Raw genomic sequence first — 24,407 nt, forward strand, 5'->3', positions numbered from 1 at the left:
GCGCGAACGGGCCGGGCGGGCTCAGACCGCGACGACGGGGCGGCGCAGCCGCAGCAGCGCCCTGGCCGCGGCCGCCGCGGAGGCGACGAGCGCCGCGAGGACGAACCCGGCGAGCACCGACATCAGCGGGTCGCCGTGCGTGATCGGCCCGACCAGGACGCCGATGCCGGTCATCCAGGTGCTCCACACCAGGGCGCTCGCGACGGTCGCGGGCAGGAACGCGCGCAGCGGCAGCCGGACCCGGCCGGCCGCGGACACGCTCGCCAGCCGTCCGCCGGGCAGCAGCCGGGTCGCGACCAGCGCGGCGACCGGTCGGCGGTGCAGGTGGCGGCGGACCCAGGCGCCGGTCCCGTCACTGCGACGGGTGCCCCGGACGACCGAGTGGGAGCTGCGTCCGGCGCCGTAGAGCATCGCGTCGCCGAGCAGGGACCCGACCACCGCGGCACCGAACAGGGCCACGATCCGCCACCGGTCGCCGTCCGCCAGCGCGGCGGCCGTGGCACTGAACAGCACCGGCTCGCTCGGCAGGAACGGGAACGGCCCGTCGCACATCACGGCGACGGCGAGCAGGGGCACCAGCCAGGGGCTCTGGAGGAGGGACCCGATCAGGGCGCTCGGGTCGGTCACGGGCTCTCCGGAGGTCGAGCGGCGGGGGCGGAGCCGAGTCTGCCCGGTCCCGTGACCTGTTCGTGATGGGGGTGGCCCCCGTTACGGGTTCACTCCGCTCACCGCAGGGAACGCACCGCCCCGCCTGCTCAGTCCGCGAGGCCCTGCTCGATGGCGTACCGGACGAGCTGGCTGCGGTTGTGCAGCTGCAGCTTGCGCAGGGTGTTCTGCACATGGCTCTCGACGGTCCGGTGCGAGACGACGAGCTTCGCCGCGATCTGCTTGGCCGTCATGCCCTTCGCGACCAGGCGCAGCACCTCGGTCTCGCGGTCGGTGAGTGCCGGGACGGCGGGCGCGCCGTCGGCGGGACGCGGGGCGTCGGCGAGCCGCCGGTACTCCCCCAGCACCAGCCCGGCCAGCCCCGGGGTGAACACGGCGACGCCGTCGGCGGTGCGCCGGATCGCCTCCAGCAGCTCGTCGACCCCGGCGGACTTCACCAGGTAGCCGAGCGCACCGGCCTTGACCGCCTCCAGGACGTCGGCGTGCTCACCGGAGGCCGACAGCACCAGTACGCGGCTGTCCGGGCTCTGCTGCCCGATCGCGGCGATCGCGTCCACGCCGGAGGTCACGCCCAGGTTGAGGTCCATGAGGATCACGTCCGGTCGCACGGCCGTCGCGATCCGGACGGCCGCGGGCGCGTCGGGGGCCGTCGCGACGACGTCGAGGCCACGCTCGGCGAGGTCGCGGGCCACGCCCTCGCGCCAGATCGGGTGGTCGTCGACGACCATCACCCGGATGCTCATGTGTCCTCCCTGGGGACCCGGATGACCCATTCGGTCCCGATGTCCGGTCCGGTGTCCAGCGTCAGTGTCCCGCCGACGTCGCCGACGCGGCCACGGATGGAGCGGGACACCCCCATCCGGCCCTGCGCCTCGGCCTCGGCGAGGCGGCCCTCGGGGATGCCGGGGCCGTCGTCGCGGACGCTGACCTCGACCGCCCCGGGCAGCTCCTCGACCAGCACCCACGCGCGCGCGTCCGGGCCGGCGTGCAGCGCGACGTTCGCGAGCGCGGCCCGCACCGCGCCCTCCACCTCGTCGACGACCGGCCCGCCCAGCTCGACCGGACGTCCGGGGGCCGAGACGGTGACCCGGTCCGAGGCGAGGATCCACAGCGCGGCGGCGAGGTCGCGGTACCCGGACGCGTCGGTGGTCCCCGGCCCGGACAGCAGCGCACGCAGCGCGGTCTCCTGCTCTCCGGCGAGTACGCCGAGCTCGGTCGCCCCGCCGCCCAGCTCGGCGCCGCGGCGCTGGACGTGCGCCAGCACCTGCAGGACTCCGTCGTGCACGGCCCGGGTGAGCCGCTCGCGTTCGGCGGCGGCGGCCTGTTCGGCGACGAGGCGGCGCAGCCGGGCGGCGGTGCGGTCGAGCACGTGCGCGGCGAACCCGACGGTCAGCCCGGCCAGTCCGAGCAGCTGCATGTCGCCCAGCTCCAGCACCCCGAACCGCTGCTTGGACAGCACCAGCGCCGCCGAGATCACGGCCGCGGCGAGCACCCCGCCGGTGATCCGGAACGCGACCGCGCAGGCCAGCACCGCGCCGGAGGTCCAGATCGACCCCATGCCGGGGCCGCCCTCGTCGAGGTGGGTGACCCGGACGACCAGCGGCGTGGTCGCCATGATCGCGACGCAGACGCCGAGGTCGGCCAGGGCGAGCAGGCCGCGGCGGTCCGGGGCGCCGGGCAGCCCGCCGAGGTAGCCCCAGGACGTCACGGCCGTCCACACCGCCATCACGACGAGCACGCCGACCGCGGCCGGCGGACGTTCGTAGCCGGTGCGCAGGTGGTAGAGCGTCACGCCGACGACGGTCAGCAGCGTGAGCAGGCGGTAGGCGATGACGCCGCGCCAGAACGGCTCCAGCGGGTGCTCCACGTCGTCCATGCTGACCGACAGCGCGCCGCGCCGGGGCCGATCGCTCATCTCGGCTTGGTACCGGTGATCAGGGCGTTGTAGAACCAGCTGCGCGGCACGACCCGGTTCAGGACGTGCTCGTCGAGCCAGGACAGCCGCTGCCAGCCGTGGTAGGCGAACATCGCCCAGTTCCAGCCGAGCTTGCCGGGCGGGACGGCGGCCTCGAAGGTCCGCACCGGCCAGCCCAGCATGGCGGCGGCGAACTCCTCGGTGGAGGCCCGCACCCCCTCGGCCCCGGCCCGGGTCGCGGTGTGCTCCAGGTCGGCCGGGTCGAAGGTGTGGATGTCGACGACCGACTCCAGCGCGGCGGCGCGGGAGGACTCGTCGAGCTCGTGCTGGGGGCGGCGCCAGCCCTGCAGCGGGCCGAGCCGCGTCAGGGTGGTGGTGGCCTTCCACGTCCACTGCCCGAGCTTGCGGGCGTAGGCGTCGCCGACGGTGGTGGGCTCGCCCGCGAACACGAACCGCCCGCCCGGCTCCAGCACCCGCAGGACCTCACGGAACGCGGCCTCGACGTCGGGGATGTGGTGCAGCACCGCGTGCCCGACGACGAGGTCGAAGCTGTCGTCGGGGAACGGGATGTGCTCGCCGTCGACGACGGCGCCCTCCACCTCCAGCCCGAGGTGCTCGGCGTTGCGGGTGGCGGCGGCGACCATGCCCGGGGACAGGTCGGTGACGACGCCCCGCTCGGCGACGCCGGCCTGCATCAGGTTCAGCAGGAAGAACCCGGTGCCGCTGCCCAGCTCCAGGGCGCGCAGGTAGGGGCGGCCGTCCCACGGGGCCGCGGCGCGGAAGCGGCCCGCGGCGTAGTCGATGCAGCGCTCGTCGTAGCTGATCGACCACTTCTCGTCGTAGGTGCCCGCCTCCCAGTCGTGGTAGAGCACGTTGGCGAGCTTCGGGTCGTGCCAGGCCGCCTCGACCTGCTCGGCGGTGGCGTGCGGGGTGGGCGCCGGGTCCGAACTCATGAGTAGGAGTTTCGCAGAACACGGCCGCCGACCTGCTCCCCGCCCGGGCGCGTCGCGCGGCCGGGCGGGGGCGGGACGGCTCAGCGGCCGGTGAAGGTGGCCTTGCCGGGGCCGTTCTCGACGAAGCTGGCCATGCCGGCCTTCGCGTCGTCGGTGGCGAACACGCCCGCGAACAGCTCGGACTCGATGTCCAGGCCGGTGCGCAGGTCGGTGTCGAGGCCGTTGTCGATCGCCTTCTTGGCGGCGGCGTAGGCCAGGGCGGGGCCCGCGGTGAACTGCTGCGCCCAGGCGACGGCGCGGGTGTAGACCTCGTCGGCCGGGACGACCTCGTCGACCAGCCCGATCGCCAGCGCCTCGTCGGCCTTCACCATGCGGCCGGTGTAGATCAGGTCCTTGGTGCGCGACGGCCCGATCAGCCGCGCGGCGCGCTGGGTGCCGCCGCCACCCGGGAAGATGCCGAGCAGAATCTCGGGGAAGCCGAGCTTGACGTTGTCGCCGGCGATGCGCCGGTCGGCCCCGAGCACGACCTCCAGGCCGCCGCCGAGGGCGTACCCGGTCACCGCGGCGACGGTCGGCTTGGGGATGGTGGAGATCGCACCCAGCCCGGCGGACAGCCGCCGCGCCTGCGGCGCCATGTCCGAGTAGGACATCGACGCCATCTCCTTGACGTCCGCACCCGCGGCGAAGGTCTTCTCCCCGCCGTACACGACGACCGCACGCACGTCGGCGCGGGTGGCGGCCTCGTCGGCCACCTCCAGCAGCTCACCCTGGATCTGGCGGTTCAGGGCGTTCATCGGCGGGCGGTCGATCCGGATCGTCCCGACGCCCTCGTCCACGGACAGGCTCACGAATTCGGTCACGTCTGCGGACCCTAGTCGCCTCCGGCGCCCCGGAGCGCGCAGTGATCCGACCCGGCCGCCTCGGCCGGCGTGGCGTCCCGTCCCGGTTCGCGGCGACCCGCGCGACGGTCGCCCCACGCGGGTGCGGGCACCGGCGCCCGGCGGCGGATCAGTCGCGCCGGTGGGCGGTGAACCGTCCGTTGCCGCGGCGCTCGACGGTCAGCGGCAGCCCGAACGTCTCCGACAGCGGCTCGGAGGTCATGACCTCGTCCAGGAGCCCCGCGGCGACCACACGCCCCTCACGCAGCAGCAGCCCGTGGCTGTAGTTCGGCGGGATCTCCTCGACGTGGTGGGTGACCAGCACCGACGCCGGGGCGTACGGGTCGTCGGCGAGGTCGGCGAGCCGGGTGACGAGGTCCTCGCGGCCGCCGAGGTCCAGCCCGGCGGCGGGCTCGTCGAGCAGCAGCAGCTCCGGGTCGGTCATCAGCGCGCGGGCGATCAGGGTCCGCTTGCGCTCGCCCTCGGACAGCGTGCCGTACGCGCGCCCGGCGAACCCCGCCATGCCGAGCTGGCCCAGCAGCTGCTCGGCGCGGCCGGTGTCGTCGCGCTCGTACTCCTCGCGCCAGCGCCCGAGGACCGCGTAGCCCGCGGAGACGACGACGTCGGAGACGATCTCGTCGCCCGGGATCCGGACGCCCAGGTTCGCCGAGGTGAGACCGATCCGGGTGCGGAGCTCGAAGACGTTGACCCGGCCCATGCGCTCACCGAGCACGTGGACGGTGCCGGAGGTCGGGTGCAGCTCGGCACCGGCGAGGCGGAGCAGGGTCGTCTTGCCGGCGCCGTTCGGGCCGAGGACGACCCAGCGCTCGTCGAGTTCCACCCGCCAGTCGACGGCATCGAGCAGGATGGTGTCGCCGCGGCGGACGGTGGCGCCGTCCATCCCGACGACCACGTCCTCGTCGTCGATCGGGGTGGAAACGGGTGTGACACCGGGCGCGGACGGGGTTCGGGGCGAAGTCACCCCCCTATCCTGGCCGATCGTGCCTGTCTTCCCCCTCGGTGCCCACCCCGACGACCACGGGACCCGCTTCGCGGTCGCCACCACCAGCGCCGAGACCGTCGAGGTGTGCCTGATCGACGGCGCCGCCGACGGTGAGGGCGGTGGTCTCACCGAGCGGCGCGTCGAGCTGCGCGAGCACACCTTCGGCGTGTGGCACGGCCACGTGCCCGGGGTGCGGCCCGGGCAGCGCTACGGCTACCGGGTACACGGCCCCTACCGGCCGTTCGAGGGACTCCGCGCGAACCCGCACAAGATCCTCGTCGACCCCTACGCGGCCCGGATCACCGGCCTGGTGACCGACGTCGTCGCCGCCCGCGGGTGGGACGGCGACCCGATGTCCGGGCGGCCCAGCACCGTCGACTCGCTCGGCTCGGTGCCGCTGTCGGTCGTCACCGCCACCGACGCCGCGCCGCGCCCGCCCCGCCCGGACGTGCCGTGGTCGGAGACGGTGATCTCGGAGATCCACGTGCGCGGCTGGACGAAGCTCCACCCCGAGGTGCCCGAGGCGCACCGTGGCACCTACCTGGGGCTGGCCCACCCGGCGGTGATCGCGCAGCTGCAGCGGACCGGGGTGACGGCCGTCGAGCTGCTCCCGGTGCAGGCCAACGCCCCCGAGCCGCCGCTGCTGGAGCGCGGCGCGTCGAACTACTGGGGCTACGCCACGCTGGGCTTCCTCGCCCCGCACGCCGGCTACGCCTCGGACCCCGGCAACGAGGTCGCGGAGTTCCGCTACCTCGTCGACACCCTGCACGCGGCCGGGATCGAGGTCATCCTCGACATCGTCCCCAACCACACCTGCGAGGGCGGGGTCGGCGGCACCACCCTGTCCTACCGCGGCCTCGACGCGCCGGCGTACTACTCGCTCGGCGGGTCCGGGCACGACGCCGACATCACCGGCACCGGCAACACCCTCGACGCCGGCTCCCCCACGGTGATCCGGTTGGTCTGCGACGCCATGCGGCACTGGGTGCACGCCTACGGCGTCGACGGGTTCCGGATCGACCTCGCCTCGGTGCTCGGCCGCCCGCGGTCGGGCCCGTTCTCCCCGGACTCCGCGCTGCTCACCGCGATCGCCCAGGACCCGACCCTGTCGACGACCAAGTTGATCGCCGAGCCGTGGGACGCGACCGGCGAGGGCTACCGCGTCGGCGGGTTCGGTGTGGCGTGGTCGGAGTGGAACGGCCGTTACCGCGACGCGGTGCGCGACTTCTGGCGCGGCTACGGCGGCGTCGCCGAGCTGGCGTCGCGGCTGACCGGCAGCTCCGACATCTACCAGCTCTCCGGGCGTCGCCCGTGGGCCTCGGTCAACTTCGTCACCGCCCACGACGGCTTCACCCTGCGCGACCTCGTGTCCTACGAGCGCAAGCACAACGAGGGCAACGGCGAGAACAACCGCGACGGCACCGACGACAACCGCTCGCAGAACCACGGCGCCGAGGGCCCGACCGACGACGCCGGCATCCGCGCCGCCCGGCAGGCCACGGCCCGGGCGATGATGGCGACGCTGCTGCTGTCGATCGGCACCCCGATGATCACCGGCGGCGACGAGCGCTGGCGCACCCAGGGCGGCAACAACAACGCCTACTGCCGCGACGACGAGACCTCCTGGGTGGACTGGACCCGCACGGACGAGACCACGGCGATGGAGGCGTTCACCGCCAAGGTCGCCGCGCTGCGCCACGAGTCACCGGTGCTGCACCGCGACCAGTTCTACGTCGACGGCGAGGTCCTCTGGTGGGACCCGTCCGGGCGGCCGATGGAGCCCGGGGACTGGCACGACGGCGGCCGCCGCACCCTCGCGCTGCTGCTGGCCGACTACTGGCTGCTGGTCCTGCACGCCGGCGACGAGCCCGCCGACTGCGTGCTGCCCAGCGACCACGGATTCGACCCGGTCCTGGACTCGACCGCGCCCGACGGCACCCCCGCCGACACCACCCCGCTCGACGCCGGGGCGACGGTCGTCCTGCCGCCCCGCTCGGTACACCTGCTGCGCAGCCGCTGACCGGCCCCATCCCGCCGGGTTCCGGGAGCTGGGTCCGGCGGGCCGGGCGGCGTAGGCTCCGCGCATGCCGCGCTACGAGTTCCGCTGCCGCGAGTGCGCCACGACGTTCGAGGTCGACCGGCCGATGGCCGCGTCGTCGGACCCGGCGGACTGCCCGCACGGGCACGCGGACACCGTCAAGCTGCTCTCGACGATCGCGCTCGGCGGCCGCTCCGGCGGCGGTGCACCCGCGATGGCCCCGGCCGGTGGCGGCGGTGGCTGCTGCGGCGGCGGGTGCTGCGGCGGCTGACCCGTGCCGAGGACGGGTCCCGCCCCCTCGGACCGCGGTCCGGCGGGCGGTGGTCCGACGGGCGGTGGTCCGGCGGGCGGTGGGACGTCACGGGCGGCCCGGCGCGTGGTGCTCGCGAGGTCCCCGGTGCCCACACCCCGCTGCCCGTCTGCGGCGACTGACCGCCACACCATTGCTGGGCCGAACGGGCGTATTCCGCTCCATCGTGTGACGCACGTCAACACTGCTCCGATACGCCGAGAGCATCTGTCCCCGTGGAACGGGAGTCCACGTGCCCCGAGCGTTCCCCCGTCTCCTCCGTGCCGCCACCGTCGTCGCCGCCGTGGCCACCACCACCCTGCTCACGACGGCGGCGACCCCCGCCCCGCCGTCGCCGCCGGCCGAGGCGCTCCCGGCGCCCGGCCCGGTGCAGGCCCTGCAGGTCTCCCCCGTGCCCGGCGGCGGCGCCCGCGGCCTCGGCCTGCAGGTGTCCTGGTCGCCGCCCGTCCGGAACGAGGGCGCCCTGCGCACCCACTACGACGTCGAGGTCCGCGACCACGCGGGCGCCGTCCTCCACTCCGCCTCGACCGAGACCACCACCAGCGCCCCGGTGTACGGCGACTACTGCCTCGCGCCGTTCACGGTGTCGGTGCGCGCGGTGACCCGCGACGTCGACGAGAGCCGGTCCGAGCCGGGGCCCGCCGTCCTCACCACGTTCGGCGAGCAGGCCCCGTGCGCCCTCACGATGTCGATCACCGCGGCCCGCGCCGCCGACGGCACCGTGCACGTGCGCGCCGACCGCGAGGCCCCGGTCGACCCGTACGTCTCCGGGCCCTGCACGCTCGCGACGGCCGGCCGGGTGCTCTGGTCGGGCACCTGCGGCGGCTACGCCACCACCCGGGACATCGTGGTCGGCGCGCTGCCCCCGGGACCGCGGGAGCTCGCGCTGACCACCGTCGCCCCGCGGGGTGAGCACACCACGAGCCGGACCACGCTGCGCTAGCCCGCCAGGACGATCCGCCCCAGCTCGACCGAGGACGCCAGGTGCGGGTGGTGCGGCAGCACCCGCACCGTGTACCCGGTCAGCCCCGCGTGCGGCAGCGGCACGGCGACCTCCCAGGACCCGTCGCCGCGGTGCTCCATCGCGACGGTCACGGGGTCCGCCAGCTCGTCGGAGGAGTCGACCCGCCCGACGACGGCCTCGACCGTCACGTCCGACGGGTCCAGCCCGGCCAGGTCCACCCCCGCCCGGACCGTTATCGGCGACCCCACGACCGGGGTGTCGGGCAGCCCGGACGCGTCCACACCGGTGATCCGGACGTGGTTCCACGCCTTGTTCAGCCGGGCCCGGAACTGCGCGATGTCGCGGGCGACGGCGTAGTCCGACGCGGCCGCGTCCGCGGCGGCGCGGGCCGCCGGGGTGTACCAGTCCTGCACGTACTCCCGCACCATCCGGGTGGCCTGCACCTTCGGCCGCAGGGTGGTGAGGGTGTGGCGGACCATCTCGACCCAGCGGTGCGGGACACCGTCGACGCGGTCGTAGAACGCCGGGCCGACCTGGGTGGCGATGAGCTCGTAGAGGGCGTTGGCCTCGAGGTCGTCACGCCGGGTCGGGTCCTCGACGCCGTCGGCGGTGGGGATGGCCCAGCCGTTGGCGCCGTCGTAGAACTCGTCCCACCAGCCGTCGCGGATGGACAGGTTCAACCCGCCGTTGAGCGCGGACTTCATGCCGGAGGTGCCGCAGGCCTCCAGCGGGCGCAGCGGGTTGTTCAGCCAGACGTCGCAGCCCCAGTAGAGGTAGCGGGCCATCGACATGTCGTAGTCGGGCAGGAAGACGATGCGGTGGCGCACGCCGGCGTCGTCGGCGAAGCGCACGATCTGCTGGATGAGCGCCTTGCCGCCGTCGTCGGCGGGGTGCGACTTCCCCGCGACGACGAGCTGCACCGGCCGGTGCGGGTCGAGCAGCAGGCTGCGGAGCCGGTCGGCGTCGCGCAGCATCAGCGTGAGCCGCTTGTAGGTCGGGACCCGGCGGGCGAAGCCGACCGTGAGCACGTCGCGGTCGAAGACGTGGTCGGTCCAGCCCAGCTCCGGCTCGGACGCACCCCGCTCCAGCCACGCGGCGCGCACCCGGCGGCGGACCTCGTCGACCAGCCGGGACCGCAGCGTGTTGCGCAGGCCCCACACGTCGGCGTCGGGCACCTCGGCGGTGCTGCTGCCGGGCTCCCCGAGCAGCTCGGTGACCTGGTGGGCCTCCCAGGTGGGGCCGTGCACGCCGTTGGTGACCGAGCCGATCGGCACCTCCTCGCGGTCGAACCCGGCCCACAGCCCGCCGAACATCTCCCGCGACACCGTCCCGTGCAGCCGGGAGACACCGTTGGCGCGCTGGGCCAGGCGCAGACCCATGTGCGCCATGTTGAACGTCTCCGGATCCTCCTCGGCGCCGAGCGCGAGGAGCCGGTCGGTCGGCAGGCCGGGCAGCAGCCGGTCGGTGAGGTAGTGCCGCACGAGGTCCAGGCCGAACCGGTCGATCCCGGCGGGCACCGGGGTGTGGGTGGTGAACACCGTGCCCGCGCGGACGGCGGCGAGCGCCTCGTCGAAGTCCAGCCCGCCGGACGACGCGGACGCCGTCGCCGGTCCCGCGCCGTTGGACGACACCGCCGAGCCGGTGCACAGCTCGCGGATCCGCTCGCAGCCGAGGAACCCGGCGTGGCCCTCGTTGGTGTGGAAGACCTCCGGCGTCGGGTGCCCGGTGAGCCGGCAGAACGCGCGGACCGCGCGGACCCCGCCGACACCGATCAGGATCTCCTGCTGGATGCGGTGGTTCTGGTCGCCGCCGTAGAGCCGGTCGGTGACCCCGCGCAGGTCGGCCCCGCCACCGGACTCGGAGTTCTCCGCGGCGTTCTCGGCGATGTCGGTGTCGAGCAGCAGCAGCGGGACCCGCCCGACCGCGGCCTGCCAGATCCGCGCGTGCAGCGTGCGGTCCCCCGGCATCGCGACCTCGACGAGCTCCGGCGCGCCGGAGGCGTCGGTGAGCAGCTGCAGCGGCAACCCCTGTGGGTCGATCGCCGGATAGTGCTCGAGCTGCCAGCCGTCGAGCGACAGGGACTGACGGAAGTACCCCGACCGGTACAGCAGCCCCACCGCGACGAGCGGAACACCCAGGTCCGAGGCGGCCTTCAGGTGGTCGCCGGCGAGCACGCCGAGACCGCCGGAGTAGTTGGGCAGCACCTCCGAGACGCCGAACTCCATCGAGAAGTACGCGACGGCCGACGGCCTGCCGGCGCCGTCGGCCTCGTCGTACCAGCGCGGCTCGGACAGGTAGGTCTCCAGCTCCGCGGCCCGCTCGGCGACCTCGGCCGCGACCGCATCGTCCGCGGCGAGCTCGGCCAGCCGACCGGTGGGGATCTCGCCGAGCAGGCGGACCGGGTCCTGCCCGCTGGCGTCCCAGGCGTCGGGGTCCAGGGAGGCGAACAGGTCCCGGGTCGGCGCGTGCCAGGTCCACCGCAGGTTCGTCGCCAGTGTCTGCAGCGGCGCGAGCGGAGCGGGGAGCTGGGCACGGACGGTGAAACGACGGAGGGCTCTCACGGCCGCGAGGGTAGCCGGGAACACCGACACGCACGCGGTGTCCCGCCCGGCCGGGACGGGGTCCCACCGGTAGGGTCGCACTGCCGCGGGACCGGTGGGTCCGTGCACGTCGAATCGGTTCCGTCCACATCCGTTCCGATCCGTTCACGCCGATGGTCCCGCGGGTGTGGCGACAGGTGACGTGGCGGCGTCAGACTGACCGTCTCGACTCTGGTGGGACTTCTACCGACGGTGACAATTTCCTGGGGGTGCAGCCGATGACCGGTCGGCTCGGAATCGACGACGTGACCCCGTTCGTGGAGAGCGGAGACCCGGCCAAGGCCGTGGTCGGCGAGGTCGTCCCGATCCGGGCGACCGTGTGGCGGGAGGGACACGACGCCGTCGCGGCGAACGTCGTGTTCACGCCGCTGTCGGCCGACGGGACGCCGGGCGACGCGCAGTACGTGCGGATGCAGCCCGACGGGGTGGGCACCGACCGCTTCGTGGCCTGGGTCCGCCCCGACGCCGAGGGTCGCTGGACCTTCCGCGTCGACGCGTGGAGCGACCCGTGGGCGACCTGGCGCTCGGGCGTGGAGAAGAAGATCGCCGCGGGACAGACGGCCGAGGAGCTGGCCAACGACCTCGAGGTCGGCGCCCGGCTGCTCGCCAGGGTCGGGCGTCGCCCGGCCGAGAAGGACAGCCGCGACCTGCTGCTCGGCGCCGCGAACACGCTGCGGGACACCGCGCTGCCGCTGCGCGCGCGGGTCGCCCCCGCCCTGTTCGACGCCGTCGTCGCGATCATGACCGAGCGTCCCGTCCGGGAGCTCATCACCCGCGGCCCGGAGCGGACGATCTTCGTCGACCGGCCCCGCGCGCTGTACGGCTCCTGGTACGAGTTCTTCCCGCGCTCCACCGGCGGGCGGGACGAGACCGGCCGGCCGGTGCACGGCACGTTCGCGACGTCGTCGAAGGAGCTCGACCGCGTCGCGCGGATGGGCTTCGACGTCGTCTACCTGCCGCCGATCCACCCGGTCGGCACGGTGCACCGCAAGGGCCGCAACAACTCCACCCACGCCGAGCCGGGCGACGTCGGCTCCCCGTGGGCGATCGGCTCGGCCGCGGGCGGGCACGACGCGATCGACCCCGAGCTGGGCGACTTCGACGACTTCGACGCGTTCGTCGCGCGGGCGAACGAGCTGGGCATGGAGGTCGCACTCGACCTGGCGCTGCAGTGCGCCCCGGACCACCCGTGGGTCACCGAGCACCCGGAGTGGTTCACCGTCCGCCCGGACGGCACCATCGCCTACGCGGAGAACCCGCCGAAGCGCTACCAGGACATCTACCCGCTGAACTTCGACCGCGACCCGGCGGGCATCTACGCCGAGTGCCTGCGCGTGGTGCTGAAGTGGGTCGAGCACGGGGTGACGATCTTCCGCGTCGACAACCCGCACACCAAGCCGCCGAACTTCTGGCACTGGCTGATCTGGGAGGTCAAGCGGACCCACCCGGAGGTGCTGTTCCTGGCCGAGGCGTTCACCCGCCCGGCCCGGCTGTTCGGGCTCGCGCGGCTGGGCTTCACCCAGTCCTACACGTACTTCACGTGGCGGACGGAGAAGGAGGAGCTCGCCGACTTCGCGACGATGCACGCCGAGCACGCCGACGAGTGCCGTCCGAACCTGTTCACCAACACCCCGGACATCCTGCACGAGTCGCTGCAGACCGGCGGCCCGGCGATGTTCGCGATCCGGGCCACCCTGGCCGCGACGATGTCGCCCACCTGGGGCGTCTACTCCGGCTTCGAGCTGTACGAGGGCACCCCGGTCAAGCCGGGCAGCGAGGAGTACCTGGACTCGGAGAAGTACGAGCTGCGTCCGCGGGACTTCGAGTCCGCCCTGAACCAGGGGCGCTCGCTGGAGCCGTACATGACCCGGCTCAACGAGATCCGCCGCGCCCACCCGGCGCTCCAGCAGCTGCGCGAGATCCACTTCCACGAGGTGGACAACGAGCACATCATCGCCTTCTCCAAGGTGGACCCGTCCACCGGCGACCAGGTGCTCGTGGTGTGCACGCTGGACTCGCACGCGCCGCAGCAGGGCACCCTGAAGCTGGACATGCCGGCGCTGGGGCTGCGCTACACCGACGTCGTCGAGGTGCACGACGAGGTGTCGGGCGAGTCCTACCGCTGGGGCGAGTACAACTTCGTGCGGCTGGTTCCGACCGACCACGTCGCGCACGTGATCGCGCTGCCGGCGCAGCCCCCGCTGCTCTGAGCCCCACCCCTCGTCGCACGAACGGGCCCCTCGTACGAGGGGCCCGTTCATGCGGTAGGGCTCAGGCGGCTCCCGCGTCCTCGGCCGGGGGCTCCAGGACCACGGCGGTCGCCCGGAACGGGGCCATCCCGATCCGGAACCCGTTGAGGTCGTCGACGGTGCCGACGGTCTCGCCGGAGAACAGGTCGGTGACCGTCGCGCCCGGCGCCAGGTGCTCGGACCGCACGAACGCGTCCACCTGCTCGTCGGCGAAGTTCAGGACGGTCACGCTGGTCCGGTCGTCGTCGAGCAGGTGCACCATCACCAGCAGGCCGCGGTGCGACACGTCCGGCACGTCGACCTGGCGGGCCGTCGCCACCCCGGAGCGCTTGCGCACGGCCAGGATCGCCTGCATCTGGCGGACGAAGCTGGTCTCCTCGGTCAGCTGGTCGGGCAGCGACCCGTAGAGGCTGCGCCCGCGGGGCATCCCCGACGAGGAGCGCTCGGCGTCCGGCCGGTGCCCCATCAGGTCGTGCGCCGGCCGCGAGATCCACCGGGTGTCCCCGGAGTTCAGCAGGTCCGAGACCGAGTCCGGCGGCAGCGTCAGCATGCCCAGCAGGTCCCAGCCCGACAGCGCGAACACCCCGGGCTGGAAGGCGTTGAACATGACCAGCAGCAGGTGCACCCGCCGGATGCGCTCGACGTCGTCGGGGCCGATGTCGTCGAGCGCGGAGATGCCGAGCGAGGCGGCGATGACGGTCGCGGTGGTGCAGGCGATCCCGTTCGTCGTGAAGATCAGGTTGTAGGGCGCGTCCGGTCCGGTGAGGACGTCGCACAGGTCGCGGCGGATCGTGTCGGCCAGATCCCCGCCGCGCATGTCCTCGCCGCGGAAGTGGAAGAGCTCGTCGGTGTGGCCCGCGGTCCAGTGCACGAGCTCGTAGGTCAGCTCGTCGTGGTTCTGCAGCGCGTGCACCAGCGACGCCGGGTCGACGCCCAGATCCAGCGCGGTGCGCAGGGTCAGCCGCAGGAACTCGGTGTCGGAGGTCGCGAGCGCGTGGTGGTAGGCGGGGCGGTTGATGAAGTCGTAGGACAGGTCCGCGCCCGCCTCGGAGGTGACCTTGATGTCGTCGACGGTCAGGTTCAGTTCCTGGAAGGTGAACCCGCCGACCTTGCGCACCATGCTCGCGATGAGGTGGTTCGCGGCCTCCGACAGCGGGTGCCCCTCGGACCAGCCGGGGTTCCCGGAGCCCGCCTTCTCCACGCCGAGGAAGCCGTTCGCGTCCAGGCGCAGCGCACCCGAGCCGAGGTCGGCCAGCGAGTGCAGGGCGTCGCCGATGACCATCCGCATGCCCGCGAAGGTCGGGTCCAGCCAGTTGACCGACGGCTGGCCGTCCTTGAAGTAGTGCAGGTACACCCAGCGCCGCACGACGCCGTCGACGCCGGTGACCTCGCCGGTCGCCGACCAGTTGGTCTCCTTCACGCCCTCGCGGTAGAAGATGACCCGCTGCAGCCGGCCGACGATGTAGCCGGCCTTCTCCAGTGCCTCCTCGGTCGCGGCGTCGAGGTTGGCCGAGTCCTTCCCCGGCGGTACGTCCGGCAGCATCCCCCAGTCGGACTGCTCGATCTCGACCATGTGGTAGATGCCCGGGTAGTCGCCGTAGGCGAGCTCGGCGAGCCGGAAGTCCGGGCCCTTGCCGGTGTGGCCGGGGACGATGTCGTCGATGATCGTGCCGCCGTGCCAGGTGGCGGTCGCGCACATCGCGCGGAACTCGTCCTCGGTGCCGAAGGCCGGGTCGAGCTCGTTGGAGATGCGGTCGAAGTGGCCGTCGACGCTCGGGGTGGGCTGCCAGCCCGAGAGTCCGCCCGCCTTCTTCACCGGCCCGGTGTGGACACCCTCGATGCCGATCGTCTCGAACGCCTGCCACAGCGCCTCGTCGCCCAGCGCCGCCAGGAACGACTCGCCGGAGGCGGTGATCAGCGAGATCGGGTAGGCGGTGAACCACACCGACGCCGTCTCGACCGCGTGCCGCGGGCCGGGGCTGGCGTAGGGGTTCTGCCACATCGAGCCCTGCCCGGAGAACTGGCGGGCCAGCTCGTCGGCGTGGCCGAGCATCGACTGGGACAGCAGCCACGACACGTAGACCGGGTTCTCCCCCGACGCCGGACCGTCCTGCGACACCGACCGGCGCCGCACCGTGGACCGCACCCGGGCGCGGTGACGCAGCGTGCGCGGACGCGCCTCGTGGTAGTACTCGGCGAAGTTCACGTCCGGTGGCTCCGGGACGTGCTCGGCCTCGGCGGGCACCGGTTCGACGGCGGCGAGCGGATCGGCCGGTGCGATCCGGGCCTGGGTCTCCGGGATCGTCGGGGGGATGTCGGCCTTCGGCTCTCGCTCGGTCACGCCGCCGGTCCTCCGGTCGCTGTGGGGGGCAGGTCAGGGCAGGTTCTGGGCATGTCCGGCCCACGGTGCGCCCTGTGACGGCGATCCGCACGCGGGCGCGTGCGCACCGTCGCGGGGTACCCGCGGGCACCACGTCCAGTATGGGTTTCCCGGCACGGGGATGCCGGACAGAAGCGTGATCACCGCCCGTGACCAACGGGTGGTCGATCCGACACGGACAGTACCGCCCACCCGACCTCCTGACCCGGCCGGGTCGGCCTGTCCCGGTTAGGGTTTTCGCCTGCGGGCCCGGGTGGCACCGACCGGTACCCCGACGTGGTGCGGGCGGTGGCCGCGACCGGTCCGCGGTGGTGTTCACAGGCCGGGCGGACGCCCGGCAGGAGGGGGACGACGCGTGCGGCCGACCGGAGCTTCCGAGGACCTGACGGCGCTCCCGGGCCTGTTGCGCGACTGGCTGCCCGGGCGTCGCTGGTTCGCGGAGAAGGGGCGCCCGCTGACCGGTGTCGCCGTCGCGTCGCGGCACCCGCTGCCCGCCGCCGAGGGTGTCACCGGGCTCGAGGTGCTGGTCCTCGCGGTGTCCTTCGCCGACGGTCCGGACCGGCACTACCAGCTGCTCCTGGCCCGCGCCCCGCACGCCCCGGCCGGGGCCGCCCCGATCGGCGACCACGACGGGCAGGTCCTCTACGACGGCCTGCACGACGGGCGCGTCACCGCGCTGCTGCTGCGGCTGATCGCCGAGGGCGCGGCCGTCGGTGACCTGTCGTTCGTGCCCGAGCCGGGCGCGGACCTGCCGCTGACCGAGACCGGCCGCGTCGTCGACGCCGAGCAGTCCAACACCTCCGTCCGCTGGGGCGAGCGCTCCATCCTCAAGGTCTACCGGCGCCTGTCCCCCGGTCTGAACCCCGACCTGGAGCTGCACCGGGCGCTGCGCGCGGCCGGGTCGACGTCGGTCGCGGCGCTGCAGGGCGGGATCGAGGGTGTCCTCGACGGCGAGCCCGCCACCTACGCGCTGCTGCAGGAGTTCGCGGCCGGCTCGCACGACGGCTGGGAGCGGGCCACCGCGGCCGTCCGCGACCGGACCGACTTCACCGGCGACGCCCGCGCGCTCGGTGAGGCGCTCGCCGACGTGCACGTCGCGCTGCGCGCCGAGCTCGGCACCTCCGAGGCCGACCCGCGCGAGCTGGCGGCGTACTGGACCCGGCGGTGCGCCGAGGTCGCCGACCAGGTGCCGGTGCTCGCCCCGCACGTGCCCGCGATCCGCGCCGTCTACGACGAGGTGGCCGCGCTGGGCGCGCCCGTCGTCGTGCAGCGGGTGCACGGCGACCTGCACCTCGGGCAGACGCTGCGCCGCCCGGACGGCCGCTGGCTGGTCATCGACTTCGAGGGCGAGCCGGCCGCCTCGCCCGAGGAGCGCCGCGCGCCGGACTCCGCGGTGCGCGACGTCGTCGGGATGCTGTTCTCCTTCGACTACGCCGCCTTCCACCACCTGCTGACCCGGTCCGACACGCCCGGGGCAGGTCTCGGTTCGGACACCACCGAGGCACGCCTCGCTCACGACTGGTCGGCCGCGAACCGTGACGCGTTCTGCGCCGGCTACGCCGCGCGCGCCGGTGAGGACCCGCGCGCGCACGCCGCGCTGCTGCGCGCCTACGAGCTGGACAAGGCCGTCTACCAGGTGCTCTACGAGACCCGCAGCCGTCCGACCTGGCTGCCGATCCCGCTCACCGCGATCGCGCGCGGCACCGCTTAGCACGTCCGGGCCGTCGGCGACACCCGGTGGTCACCGGACCTTCCCGCCGACGACGCCGGGGCGACGCCCGACTCCCCGGGCGGCCTGGCGCGGGATCGTGGAATCCTCCCCGACCAGGAGGACACCCACCGTGAGACGACCACCCCCCACCCGGCCCGAGGACCTCTCGTGACCCCGGCCGGTCTGCTCGGTGCGGACGGTCTGGACGGCGTCCTGGGCCTCGTCCAGCGCCCCGACGGGCCCACGCTCGGCGTGACGCTGGCCGTGCTCTTCCTCGGTGTGCTGGTGGAGGGGCCGGTCGTCAGCGTCGTCGCGGGCTCGCTCGCGGGCGCCGGGCTGCTCGACTGGTGGGTGGTGTGGCTGGTGGCGTTCGCCGCCGACGTCGTCGCCGACACCGCCTTCTACGTCCTCGGGCGCGGCGGGCGCCGACCTGCCATCGCTCCGCTGCTGGTCCGGCTGGGTCTGACCGAGCGTCGCTGGGACGCACTGCGCGCGAAGGTGGGGGGCCGTCCGGGCCGGTTGGTGCTGGGCGCGAAACTGGTGGACGTCGGCGCGATCCCCGCGTTCCTGGCCATCGGCCTGGCCGGGGTGTCGTACCGGCGATTCGTGGCCTGGGTGGTCCCGCTGACGGCGGTGCGTTCGGCACTGCTGGTCGGGATCGGCTGGGTGGTCGGGGGCCGGTTCGCCGCGGAGCTGGCCGACCGGCCGTGGATCATCGTGGCGGTGGGGCTGGGCGTGGGCCTGGTGCTCGTGGCCGGGCGCGCGCTGTGGGTGCGTGCCAGGACCTCGCGGAAGGAGAACGTGTGCGCGTCCTGATCGGGGCCGACACCTGGGCACCGGACGTCAACGGGGCCAGCTACGCCGGACAGCGGCTGGCGGCCGAGCTCGCCGCCCGCGGGCACGAGGTGCACGTGGTCGCACCGTCGCGCGGCCTGCGCAGCCTCCCGCCGCGCCGGGTCGGGCCGGTGACCGAGCACCGGGTCCGCTCCTGCCGCGTCCCCAAGCCGCCGGACTTCCGGCTCTGCCCGCCGCCCGGGCTGCGCCGGACCTGCCGCGCGATCCTGCGCCGGGTCCGGCCCGACGTCGTGCACGTGCAGAGCCACATGGTGCTGGGCCGGATGCTGCTCACCGCGGCCGCCGACCTCGGCGTCCCGTCGATGGCGACCACGCACATGATCCCGGAGAACATCATCCCGGCGATCAGCTTCCTGCACCTGCCGGAGTCCGGGCTCAAGAAGCTGTTCTGGTGGGACGCGGTGCGCGTGCTCAGCCGGGCCGGACTGGTCACCGCGCCCACCCCGCTGGCCGCGTCGATGGCCGAGCAGGGCGGCGTCCCCGGCCCGGTGCTGCCCGTGTCCAACGGCCTGGACCTGGGCCGCTTCCGGCCCGACACCACCGGTCGCGGGCCCGCGTTCCGCGCCCGGCACGGCATCGCCGAGGGCGTGCCGCTGGTCGGCTTCGTCGGGCGGCTGGACCGGGAGAAGCACGTCGACGAGCTGGTCCGCGCCACCGCGCTGCTGCGCGCCGGTGCCGTGCCCGACGCGCAGCTGGTCGTCGTCGGCGACGGCGAGGAGCGGGCCCGGCTGGGCGCCCTGGTCCGCGCCGAGCACCTGGAGCACGCGATCACCTTCACCGGCCGGCTCACCGACGACGAGATCCCCGACGTCTACCCGGCCCTGGACGTGTTCGTGAACGCCGGCACCGCCGAGCTGCAGAGCCTGGTGACGCTGGAGGCGATGGCGACCGGGAAGCCGGTCGTCGCCGTCGACGCGGGTGCGCTGCCGCACCTGGCCCGCCCCGGGGTGAACGGCTGGCGCTACCCGCACGGCGACGTCGCCGCGCTCGCCGACCGGCTGGCCCGGGTGCTCGACGACCCCGACGGCGCGGCCGAGCTGGGGGCCGCGAGCCTGCAGATCGCCTCCGAGCACTCGCTGGCGGCGACGGTGGACACCTTCGAGGAGCTGTACCGGACGAAGGCCCGCCCGGTCGTGCCGGTGCGCGCGTTCCGCTCGGCACGCCGCGCCCGCCGGCACGCGGACACCCGGCGGTGACCGCGACGCCGTCGCCCGCCCTCGCGGTGGCCTCTCCCGTGCACGTCGTCGACGGCGCGCCCACCGTCGTGCACACCCTCGGGGACCCGGACGGGGCGCCGGTGCTGGCGCTGCACGGGCTGCGCGGCAGCCACCACGGGCTCGCGCCGCTGGCGTCGCGACTGGCCGGGTACCGCGTCGTCGTGCCGGACCTGCCCGGGTTCGGGGCGTCGCCTGCGTTCACCGACCGCACCCACGACGTCGACGGCTACGCCCGCTGGGCCTCGGCGCTGCTCGCCGACCTCGGCCCGGACACGGTGCTGCTGGGGCACTCGTTCGGGTCGATCGTGGCCGCGGCCGTCTGCGCCGGCGCTGCGATCACCCCGCGGGCGCTGGTCCTGGTCAACCCGATCGCCGAGCCCGCCTCGGACGCCGGCGGCGTCACCGGCCTCGGGACGGCCGCCACCGCGCTGCTGCACTCCGGTGCCGCCCGGCTCGGCCTCGACGGCCTGCTGCGCCACCGGCTGCTCGCCGACGCCGCGACCGTCTCCATGACCACCACCCGCGACCCGCTGCTGCGTCACTGGATCTCCGACGAGCACCGCGCCCACTTCGGCACCTTCGCCACGACGGCGTCGCTGCTGGAGTGCCTCCGCGCCGCCGGTTCCGGCTCGGTGCGGCCCTGGGCGCCCCGGATCACGGTGCCGACACTGCTGCTGGCCGGGGCCCGCGACCGGGTCGCCCCACCGGCCGGGCAGCACGCGCTCGCCGCCGCCTTCCCCGACGCCCGGCTGGTCCTGCTGCCGCGCACCGGCCACCTCGTGCACTACGAGGCCCCGGCGTGGGCGGCCCGCGAGATCCGAGGTTTCGTGGCGCGGTGAGGGTGCTCGTCGACTGCCGCTACATCCGTCCCGGACGCCCGGACGGCATCGGCCGCTACACCACCGGGCTGGTCCGCGCGCTGGACCGGATCGCCCCGGTGGAGCTGCTGGTGTCCGACCCGCGCCAGCGCGACGGGCTGCCCGACCGGCCCGCGCACACCCTGCCCGCCCCGACCGGGGCCGGGGAGCCGCTGGTCGCGCGGCGGGTGAACCGGATCGTCGCCGGGTCACCCGATGCGGTCGTCTTCAGCCCGATGCAGACGATGGGCACGCTCGGACGCCGCTACGCGGTGGTGCTCACCGTGCACGACCTCATCTACTACCGGCACCCGGCGCCGCCGCCGTGGCTGCCCGCGACGGTGCGGGCCGTGTGGCGGGCCTACCACCTGTCGTGGTGGCCGCAGCGGCTGCTGCTCGCCGGCGCCGACGCCGTCGCATGCGTGTCCGGCGCGACCGCGGGCCTGGTCGCGGCGCACCGGCTGTCCCGCCGCGAGGTCGCCGTCGTCCCGGACGCCACCGACTTCCACCTGCCGCCCGGCACGCCGACGCGGTCCCGGCCGCCGGGGAACCGGATCGTCTACGCCGGGTCGTTCATGCCCTACAAGGACGTCGCGACCCTGGCCCGGGCCGCGGCCCGGTTGCCCGGCCACGAGCTCCACCTGATCTCCCCCGTCCCGACCGGGGTGCGCGCGGAGCTGGCGCGGCTCGCCGCGCCGGCCCGGCCGGTGTTCCACGACGGCGTCGACGACGACGACTACCGCGCCCTGCTCGACGGCGCCACCGCGCTGGTCTCCGCCTCCCGCGACGAGGGGTTCGGGCTCCCGGTGCTGGAGGCCATGGCGCGGGGCTGCCCCGTCGTCGTCACCGACATCCCGGCCTTCCGCGAGGTCGCGGGCGACGCCGGGGTGTTCGTCGCGCCGGGCGACGACGCCGGGTTCGCCGCCGCCGTGCGCGCGCTGGACACGACATGGACGCAGCGCTCCGACGCGGTGCGCGCCCGGGCCGCCGAGCAGACCTGGGACGGCGCCGCCGGCGCGCTGCAGGCGGTCCTGGAACGGGCGCTGGCCCGTCACCGGCGCCGGCGCGGGCGGGGATGACGCACCCCCGCTCACGCTCGACTGCGATCCGGCAACACTGTGCGACCGCACGCGGCGGGCGTTCGTCACCCGCAGTACGGTTCCGCAGTGACCTCCGAGGAGACCCGAGCGACCCGCTCCGAGACCGATGCGTACGCACCGGACCAGGCGACGACCGACCGGCTCCTGGGCGGTGCCCACCACGACCCCCACTCGGTGCTCGGCGCGCATCCGCACGTCGACGGCACCGTGGTCCGTGTCCTGCGGCCGCACGCCGTCTCGGTGACGGTGCTGCCCAACGGTGACCGCGCGCAGGCCTGCGAGCTGACCAGGGTGCACGACGCCGGACTGTTCTCCGGCCTCGTCCCCGGCTCCGGCGGCGACTACCGGCTGCTCGTGACCTACGGCGACGGCGCCGGCGGCACGACCGAGCAGACCGTCGACGACCCGTACCGCTGGCTGCCGACGCTCGGCGACATGGACCTGCACCTCATCGGCGAGGGACGGCACGAACGCCTGTGGGACGTCCTCGGCGCACACGTCCGGGACTACGACACCCCCTCCGGCCCGGTCTCCGGGACCAGCTTCGCCGTCTGGGCGCCGAACGCCCGCGGTGTGCGGGTCACCGGTGACTTCGACGGCTGGGCCGGTTGGGCGCTGCCGATGCGCTCGCTGGGCAGCTCCGGCGTCTGGGAGGTGTTCCTGCCCGGCGTCGCCGTCGGCGACCGCTACAAGTTCCGCATCCTGGGCCCCGACGGCCGGTGGCGGGACAAGGCCGACCCGATGGCCTTCGCCACCGAGATCCCGCCGCAGACGGCGTCGGTCGTGACCCGTGACGTCCACGAGTGGACCGACGACGCGTGGATGGCCGACCGCGCCCGGCGCCGCCCGCACGCGGAACCGATGAGCGTCTACGAGATGCACCTCGGCTCCTGGGTGCCGGGGCTGGACTACCGCGAGATCGCCGAGCGGCTGGTGGCCTACCTGGACACCACCGGGTTCACCCACGTCGAGCTGCTACCGGTGGCCGAGCACCCGTTCGGCGGGTCCTGGGGCTACCAGGTGACCTCGTACTTCGCCCCGACCTCGCGGTTCGGCACGCCCGACGACTTCCGGTACTTCGTCGACCGGCTGCACCGCGCGGGCTACGGCGTGATCGTCGACTGGGTGCCCGCGCACTTCCCGCGCGACGAGTGGGCGCTGGCCCGCTTCGACGGCACGGCCTGCTACGAACACGCCGACCCGCGCCGCGGCGAGCAGCCCGACTGGGGCACGCTCGTGTTCGACTTCGGCCGCAACGAGGTCCGCAACTTCCTCGTCGCGAACGCGCTGTACTGGCTCGAGTCGTTCCACATCGACGGCCTGCGCGTCGACGCCGTCGCCTCGATGCTCTACCTGGACTACTCCCGCGCCGACGGCCAGTGGCTGCCCAACGTGCACGGTGGCCGGGAGAACCTCGACGCGGTGGCGTTCCTGCAGGAGATGAACGCGACCGTCTACCGGGAGCACCCGGGTGTCGTCACGATCGCCGAGGAGTCCACCGCCTGGCCGGGCGTCACCCGGCCCACCTACATGGGCGGTCTCGGGTTCGGGCTCAAGTGGAACATGGGCTGGATGCACGACACGCTCGACTACACCGGGCGCGACCCCATCCACCGCAGCTACCACCACAACCAGATGACCTTCTCGCTGATGTACGCGTTCAGCGAGAACTACGTGCTGCCGATCAGCCACGACGAGGTCGTGCACGGCAAGGGGTCGCTGTGGACCCGGATGCCCGGCGACGACTGGAACAAGGCCGCCGGGGTCCGCGCACTGCTGGCCTACATGTGGGCGCACCCGGGCAAGCAGCTGCTGTTCATGGGCGGCGAGTTCGGGCAACCGCGCGAGTGGTCCGAGCAGCGGTCGCTGGACTGGCACCTGCAGAGCGACGACCCGCTGCACGGCGGGATCACCACCCTCGTCGGGGACCTGAACCGGACCTACCGCGCGCAGTCCGCGCTGTGGTCGCGCGACACCACCCCGGACGGCTTCGGCTGGATCGACGCCAACGACGCGCAGGGCAACGTGTTCTCGTTCCTGCGCCACGGCGTCGACGCCGAGGGCCGCGCCACCGTGCTGGCCTGCGTCGCGAACTTCTCCGGCTCCCCCCGCGAGGACTACCGGGTGGGGCTGCCGTTCGCCGGGAACTGGACCGAGGTCGTCAACACCGACGCGTCGGCCTACGGCGGGTCCGGGGTGGGCAACCTCGGGCGGGTCAGGGGCGAGCAGGTCATGTGGCACGGCCAGCCCGCGTCGGCGGTGCTGCGGCTCCCGCCGTCGGGTGTGCTGTGGCTCGTGCCGGAGGAGACCGGCGGCCCGGTGCTGTCCGCCCCGGCGCAGGAGACGGCCCCGGCCGCGACGGTCCCGCCGGCGCTGCCGGCCGCCGCGCTGCCCGACGAGCCGGAGGACACCGACGTCGAGGCACCGGTGACCCCGGACGACGACCTGCGGGTCTCCGCCGCCCCGGCGGACCCGGCCGGCCTCGTCGACCCGGGGCCGGACGACTCGCAGGACGTCCCGGGCGCCGATCCGGTCTCCACCTCGGTCGCGCCCGCGCCCGGCACCGTCGGTGTCCGGGCGGTGCGCACCGGCACGTTCGTCAACGGGAGCTCCGGGACGGGCGCGTCGGACACCGGGACCACCGCAGGCGACTGACCTCCGCTGACCGCGACCGGCCCCTCGCCGGGCCGGTCGCGGTCAGCGGTCGGTCG

The 24,407-nt window shown here is 74.3% G+C and carries 18 protein-coding genes; 10 read left to right on the forward strand and 8 right to left on the reverse strand.

The window, feature by feature from the left end:
* Window positions 1-21: 21 nt before the first annotated feature.
* The 6 genes from MTO91_RS20900 to MTO91_RS20925 all read right to left on the reverse strand — a co-directional run bounded on the left by MTO91_RS20900 (window position 22) and on the right by MTO91_RS20925 (window position 5,313).
* Window positions 22-627 carry a DedA family protein gene (locus MTO91_RS20900; RefSeq protein WP_476652426.1) on the reverse strand — a complete coding sequence of 202 codons (606 nt, stop codon included), beginning with the start codon at window positions 625-627 and terminating at the stop codon, window positions 22-24.
* Window positions 628-755: 128 nt separating this feature from the next.
* Window positions 756-1,409, reverse strand: coding sequence for a response regulator (locus MTO91_RS20905; protein ID WP_179761971.1), 654 nt, complete (start codon window positions 1,407-1,409; stop codon window positions 756-758).
* Window positions 1,406-2,581: a MacS family sensor histidine kinase gene (gene macS, locus MTO91_RS20910; RefSeq protein ID WP_476652427.1), complete on the reverse strand. Its 1,176-nt coding sequence runs from the start codon at window positions 2,579-2,581 to the stop codon at window positions 1,406-1,408. The genes MTO91_RS20905 and macS overlap by 4 nt, the downstream gene beginning before the upstream one ends.
* Entirely contained in the window at window positions 2,578-3,534 is a 957-nt protein-coding gene (locus MTO91_RS20915; protein WP_405415445.1) for a class I SAM-dependent methyltransferase, read from the reverse strand. Before MTO91_RS20915 ends, macS begins: the two co-directional genes overlap by 4 nt.
* A gap of 80 nt (window positions 3,535-3,614) precedes the next feature.
* Complete coding sequence (locus tag MTO91_RS20920; RefSeq protein WP_062397269.1) at window positions 3,615-4,394, reverse strand: enoyl-CoA hydratase/isomerase family protein; 780 nt, start codon at window positions 4,392-4,394, stop codon at window positions 3,615-3,617.
* Window positions 4,395-4,542: 148 nt separating this feature from the next.
* Window positions 4,543-5,313 (reverse strand): ABC transporter ATP-binding protein, encoded by a 771-nt coding sequence (locus MTO91_RS20925; protein WP_476654940.1) that lies wholly within the window; start codon window positions 5,311-5,313, stop codon window positions 4,543-4,545.
* 100 nt (window positions 5,314-5,413) lie between these two features.
* Between MTO91_RS20925 and glgX the strand changes: the two genes are divergently transcribed.
* From glgX to MTO91_RS20940, 3 genes are all read left to right on the forward strand, one after another.
* Window positions 5,414-7,435 (forward strand): glycogen debranching protein GlgX, encoded by a 2,022-nt coding sequence (gene glgX / locus MTO91_RS20930; RefSeq protein ID WP_405415442.1) that lies wholly within the window; start codon window positions 5,414-5,416, stop codon window positions 7,433-7,435.
* A gap of 64 nt (window positions 7,436-7,499) precedes the next feature.
* A complete protein-coding gene (locus tag MTO91_RS20935) occupies window positions 7,500-7,724 on the forward strand; it encodes a zinc ribbon domain-containing protein (RefSeq protein WP_476652430.1) in 225 nt (74 codons plus the stop codon).
* Between the two features lie 271 nt (window positions 7,725-7,995).
* Window positions 7,996-8,706, forward strand: coding sequence for a fibronectin type III domain-containing protein (locus MTO91_RS20940; protein WP_476652431.1), 711 nt, complete (start codon window positions 7,996-7,998; stop codon window positions 8,704-8,706).
* Here the strand turns inward: MTO91_RS20940 and glgP are convergent.
* On the reverse strand, window positions 8,703-11,288 hold the full coding sequence (gene glgP, locus MTO91_RS20945) for an alpha-glucan family phosphorylase (protein WP_476652433.1): 2,586 nt from the start codon (window positions 11,286-11,288) through the stop codon (window positions 8,703-8,705). The genes MTO91_RS20940 and glgP overlap by 4 nt on opposite strands.
* Before the next feature lie 257 nt (window positions 11,289-11,545).
* Here glgP and MTO91_RS20950 point away from each other — a divergent pair, with 257 nt between their 5' ends.
* Entirely contained in the window at window positions 11,546-13,537 is a 1,992-nt protein-coding gene (locus tag MTO91_RS20950; protein WP_476652434.1) for an alpha-1,4-glucan--maltose-1-phosphate maltosyltransferase, read from the forward strand.
* A 61-nt stretch (window positions 13,538-13,598) separates the two neighbouring features.
* Here MTO91_RS20950 and treS read toward each other — a convergent pair whose 3' ends face one another.
* Window positions 13,599-15,917 carry a maltose alpha-D-glucosyltransferase gene (gene treS / locus MTO91_RS20955; RefSeq protein ID WP_346105505.1) on the reverse strand — a complete coding sequence of 773 codons (2,319 nt, stop codon included), beginning with the start codon at window positions 15,915-15,917 and terminating at the stop codon, window positions 13,599-13,601.
* 394 nt (window positions 15,918-16,311) lie between these two features.
* Here treS and MTO91_RS20960 point away from each other — a divergent pair, with 394 nt between their 5' ends.
* The 6 genes from MTO91_RS20960 (at window position 16,312) to glgB (ending at window position 24,351) form a co-directional block, all read left to right on the forward strand.
* Window positions 16,312-17,667 carry a maltokinase N-terminal cap-like domain-containing protein gene (locus MTO91_RS20960; RefSeq protein ID WP_476652435.1) on the forward strand — a complete coding sequence of 452 codons (1,356 nt, stop codon included), beginning with the start codon at window positions 16,312-16,314 and terminating at the stop codon, window positions 17,665-17,667.
* Between the two features lie 168 nt (window positions 17,668-17,835).
* Window positions 17,836-18,483 (forward strand): DedA family protein, encoded by a 648-nt coding sequence (locus MTO91_RS20965; RefSeq protein WP_073578481.1) that lies wholly within the window; start codon window positions 17,836-17,838, stop codon window positions 18,481-18,483.
* Window positions 18,471-19,718 (forward strand): glycosyltransferase, encoded by a 1,248-nt coding sequence (locus MTO91_RS20970; RefSeq protein ID WP_357436694.1) that lies wholly within the window; start codon window positions 18,471-18,473, stop codon window positions 19,716-19,718. The genes MTO91_RS20965 and MTO91_RS20970 overlap by 13 nt, the downstream gene beginning before the upstream one ends.
* Window positions 19,715-20,578 carry an alpha/beta fold hydrolase gene (locus MTO91_RS20975; RefSeq protein ID WP_476652437.1) on the forward strand — a complete coding sequence of 288 codons (864 nt, stop codon included), beginning with the start codon at window positions 19,715-19,717 and terminating at the stop codon, window positions 20,576-20,578. The genes MTO91_RS20970 and MTO91_RS20975 overlap by 4 nt, the downstream gene beginning before the upstream one ends.
* Window positions 20,575-21,675, forward strand: coding sequence for a glycosyltransferase family 4 protein (locus tag MTO91_RS20980; RefSeq protein ID WP_357436697.1), 1,101 nt, complete (start codon window positions 20,575-20,577; stop codon window positions 21,673-21,675). Before MTO91_RS20975 ends, MTO91_RS20980 begins: the two co-directional genes overlap by 4 nt.
* Window positions 21,676-21,762: 87 nt before the next feature.
* Window positions 21,763-24,351 carry a 1,4-alpha-glucan branching protein GlgB gene (gene glgB, locus MTO91_RS20985; protein WP_476652440.1) on the forward strand — a complete coding sequence of 863 codons (2,589 nt, stop codon included), beginning with the start codon at window positions 21,763-21,765 and terminating at the stop codon, window positions 24,349-24,351.
* The last annotated feature ends 56 nt before the right edge of the window (window positions 24,352-24,407 follow it).

The sequence above is a fragment of the Pseudonocardia sp. 2-7 genome, from assembly GCF_056341085.1.

Coding starts and splice junctions, on each gene's coding strand:
- MTO91_RS20905 (WP_179761971.1), bottom strand. CDS start 1,409: ATGAGCATCCGGGTGATGGTCGTCGACGACCACCCGATCTGGCGCGAG.
- macS (WP_476652427.1), bottom strand. CDS start 2,581: ATGAGCGATCGGCCCCGGCGCGGCGCGCTGTCGGTCAGCATGGACGAC.
- MTO91_RS20915 (WP_405415445.1), bottom strand. CDS start 3,534: ATGAGTTCGGACCCGGCGCCCACCCCGCACGCCACCGCCGAGCAGGTC.
- MTO91_RS20925 (WP_476654940.1), bottom strand. CDS start 5,313: ATGGACGGCGCCACCGTCCGCCGCGGCGACACCATCCTGCTCGATGCC.
- MTO91_RS20935 (WP_476652430.1), top strand. CDS start 7,500: ATGCCGCGCTACGAGTTCCGCTGCCGCGAGTGCGCCACGACGTTCGAG.
- MTO91_RS20950 (WP_476652434.1), top strand. CDS start 11,546: ATGACCGGTCGGCTCGGAATCGACGACGTGACCCCGTTCGTGGAGAGC.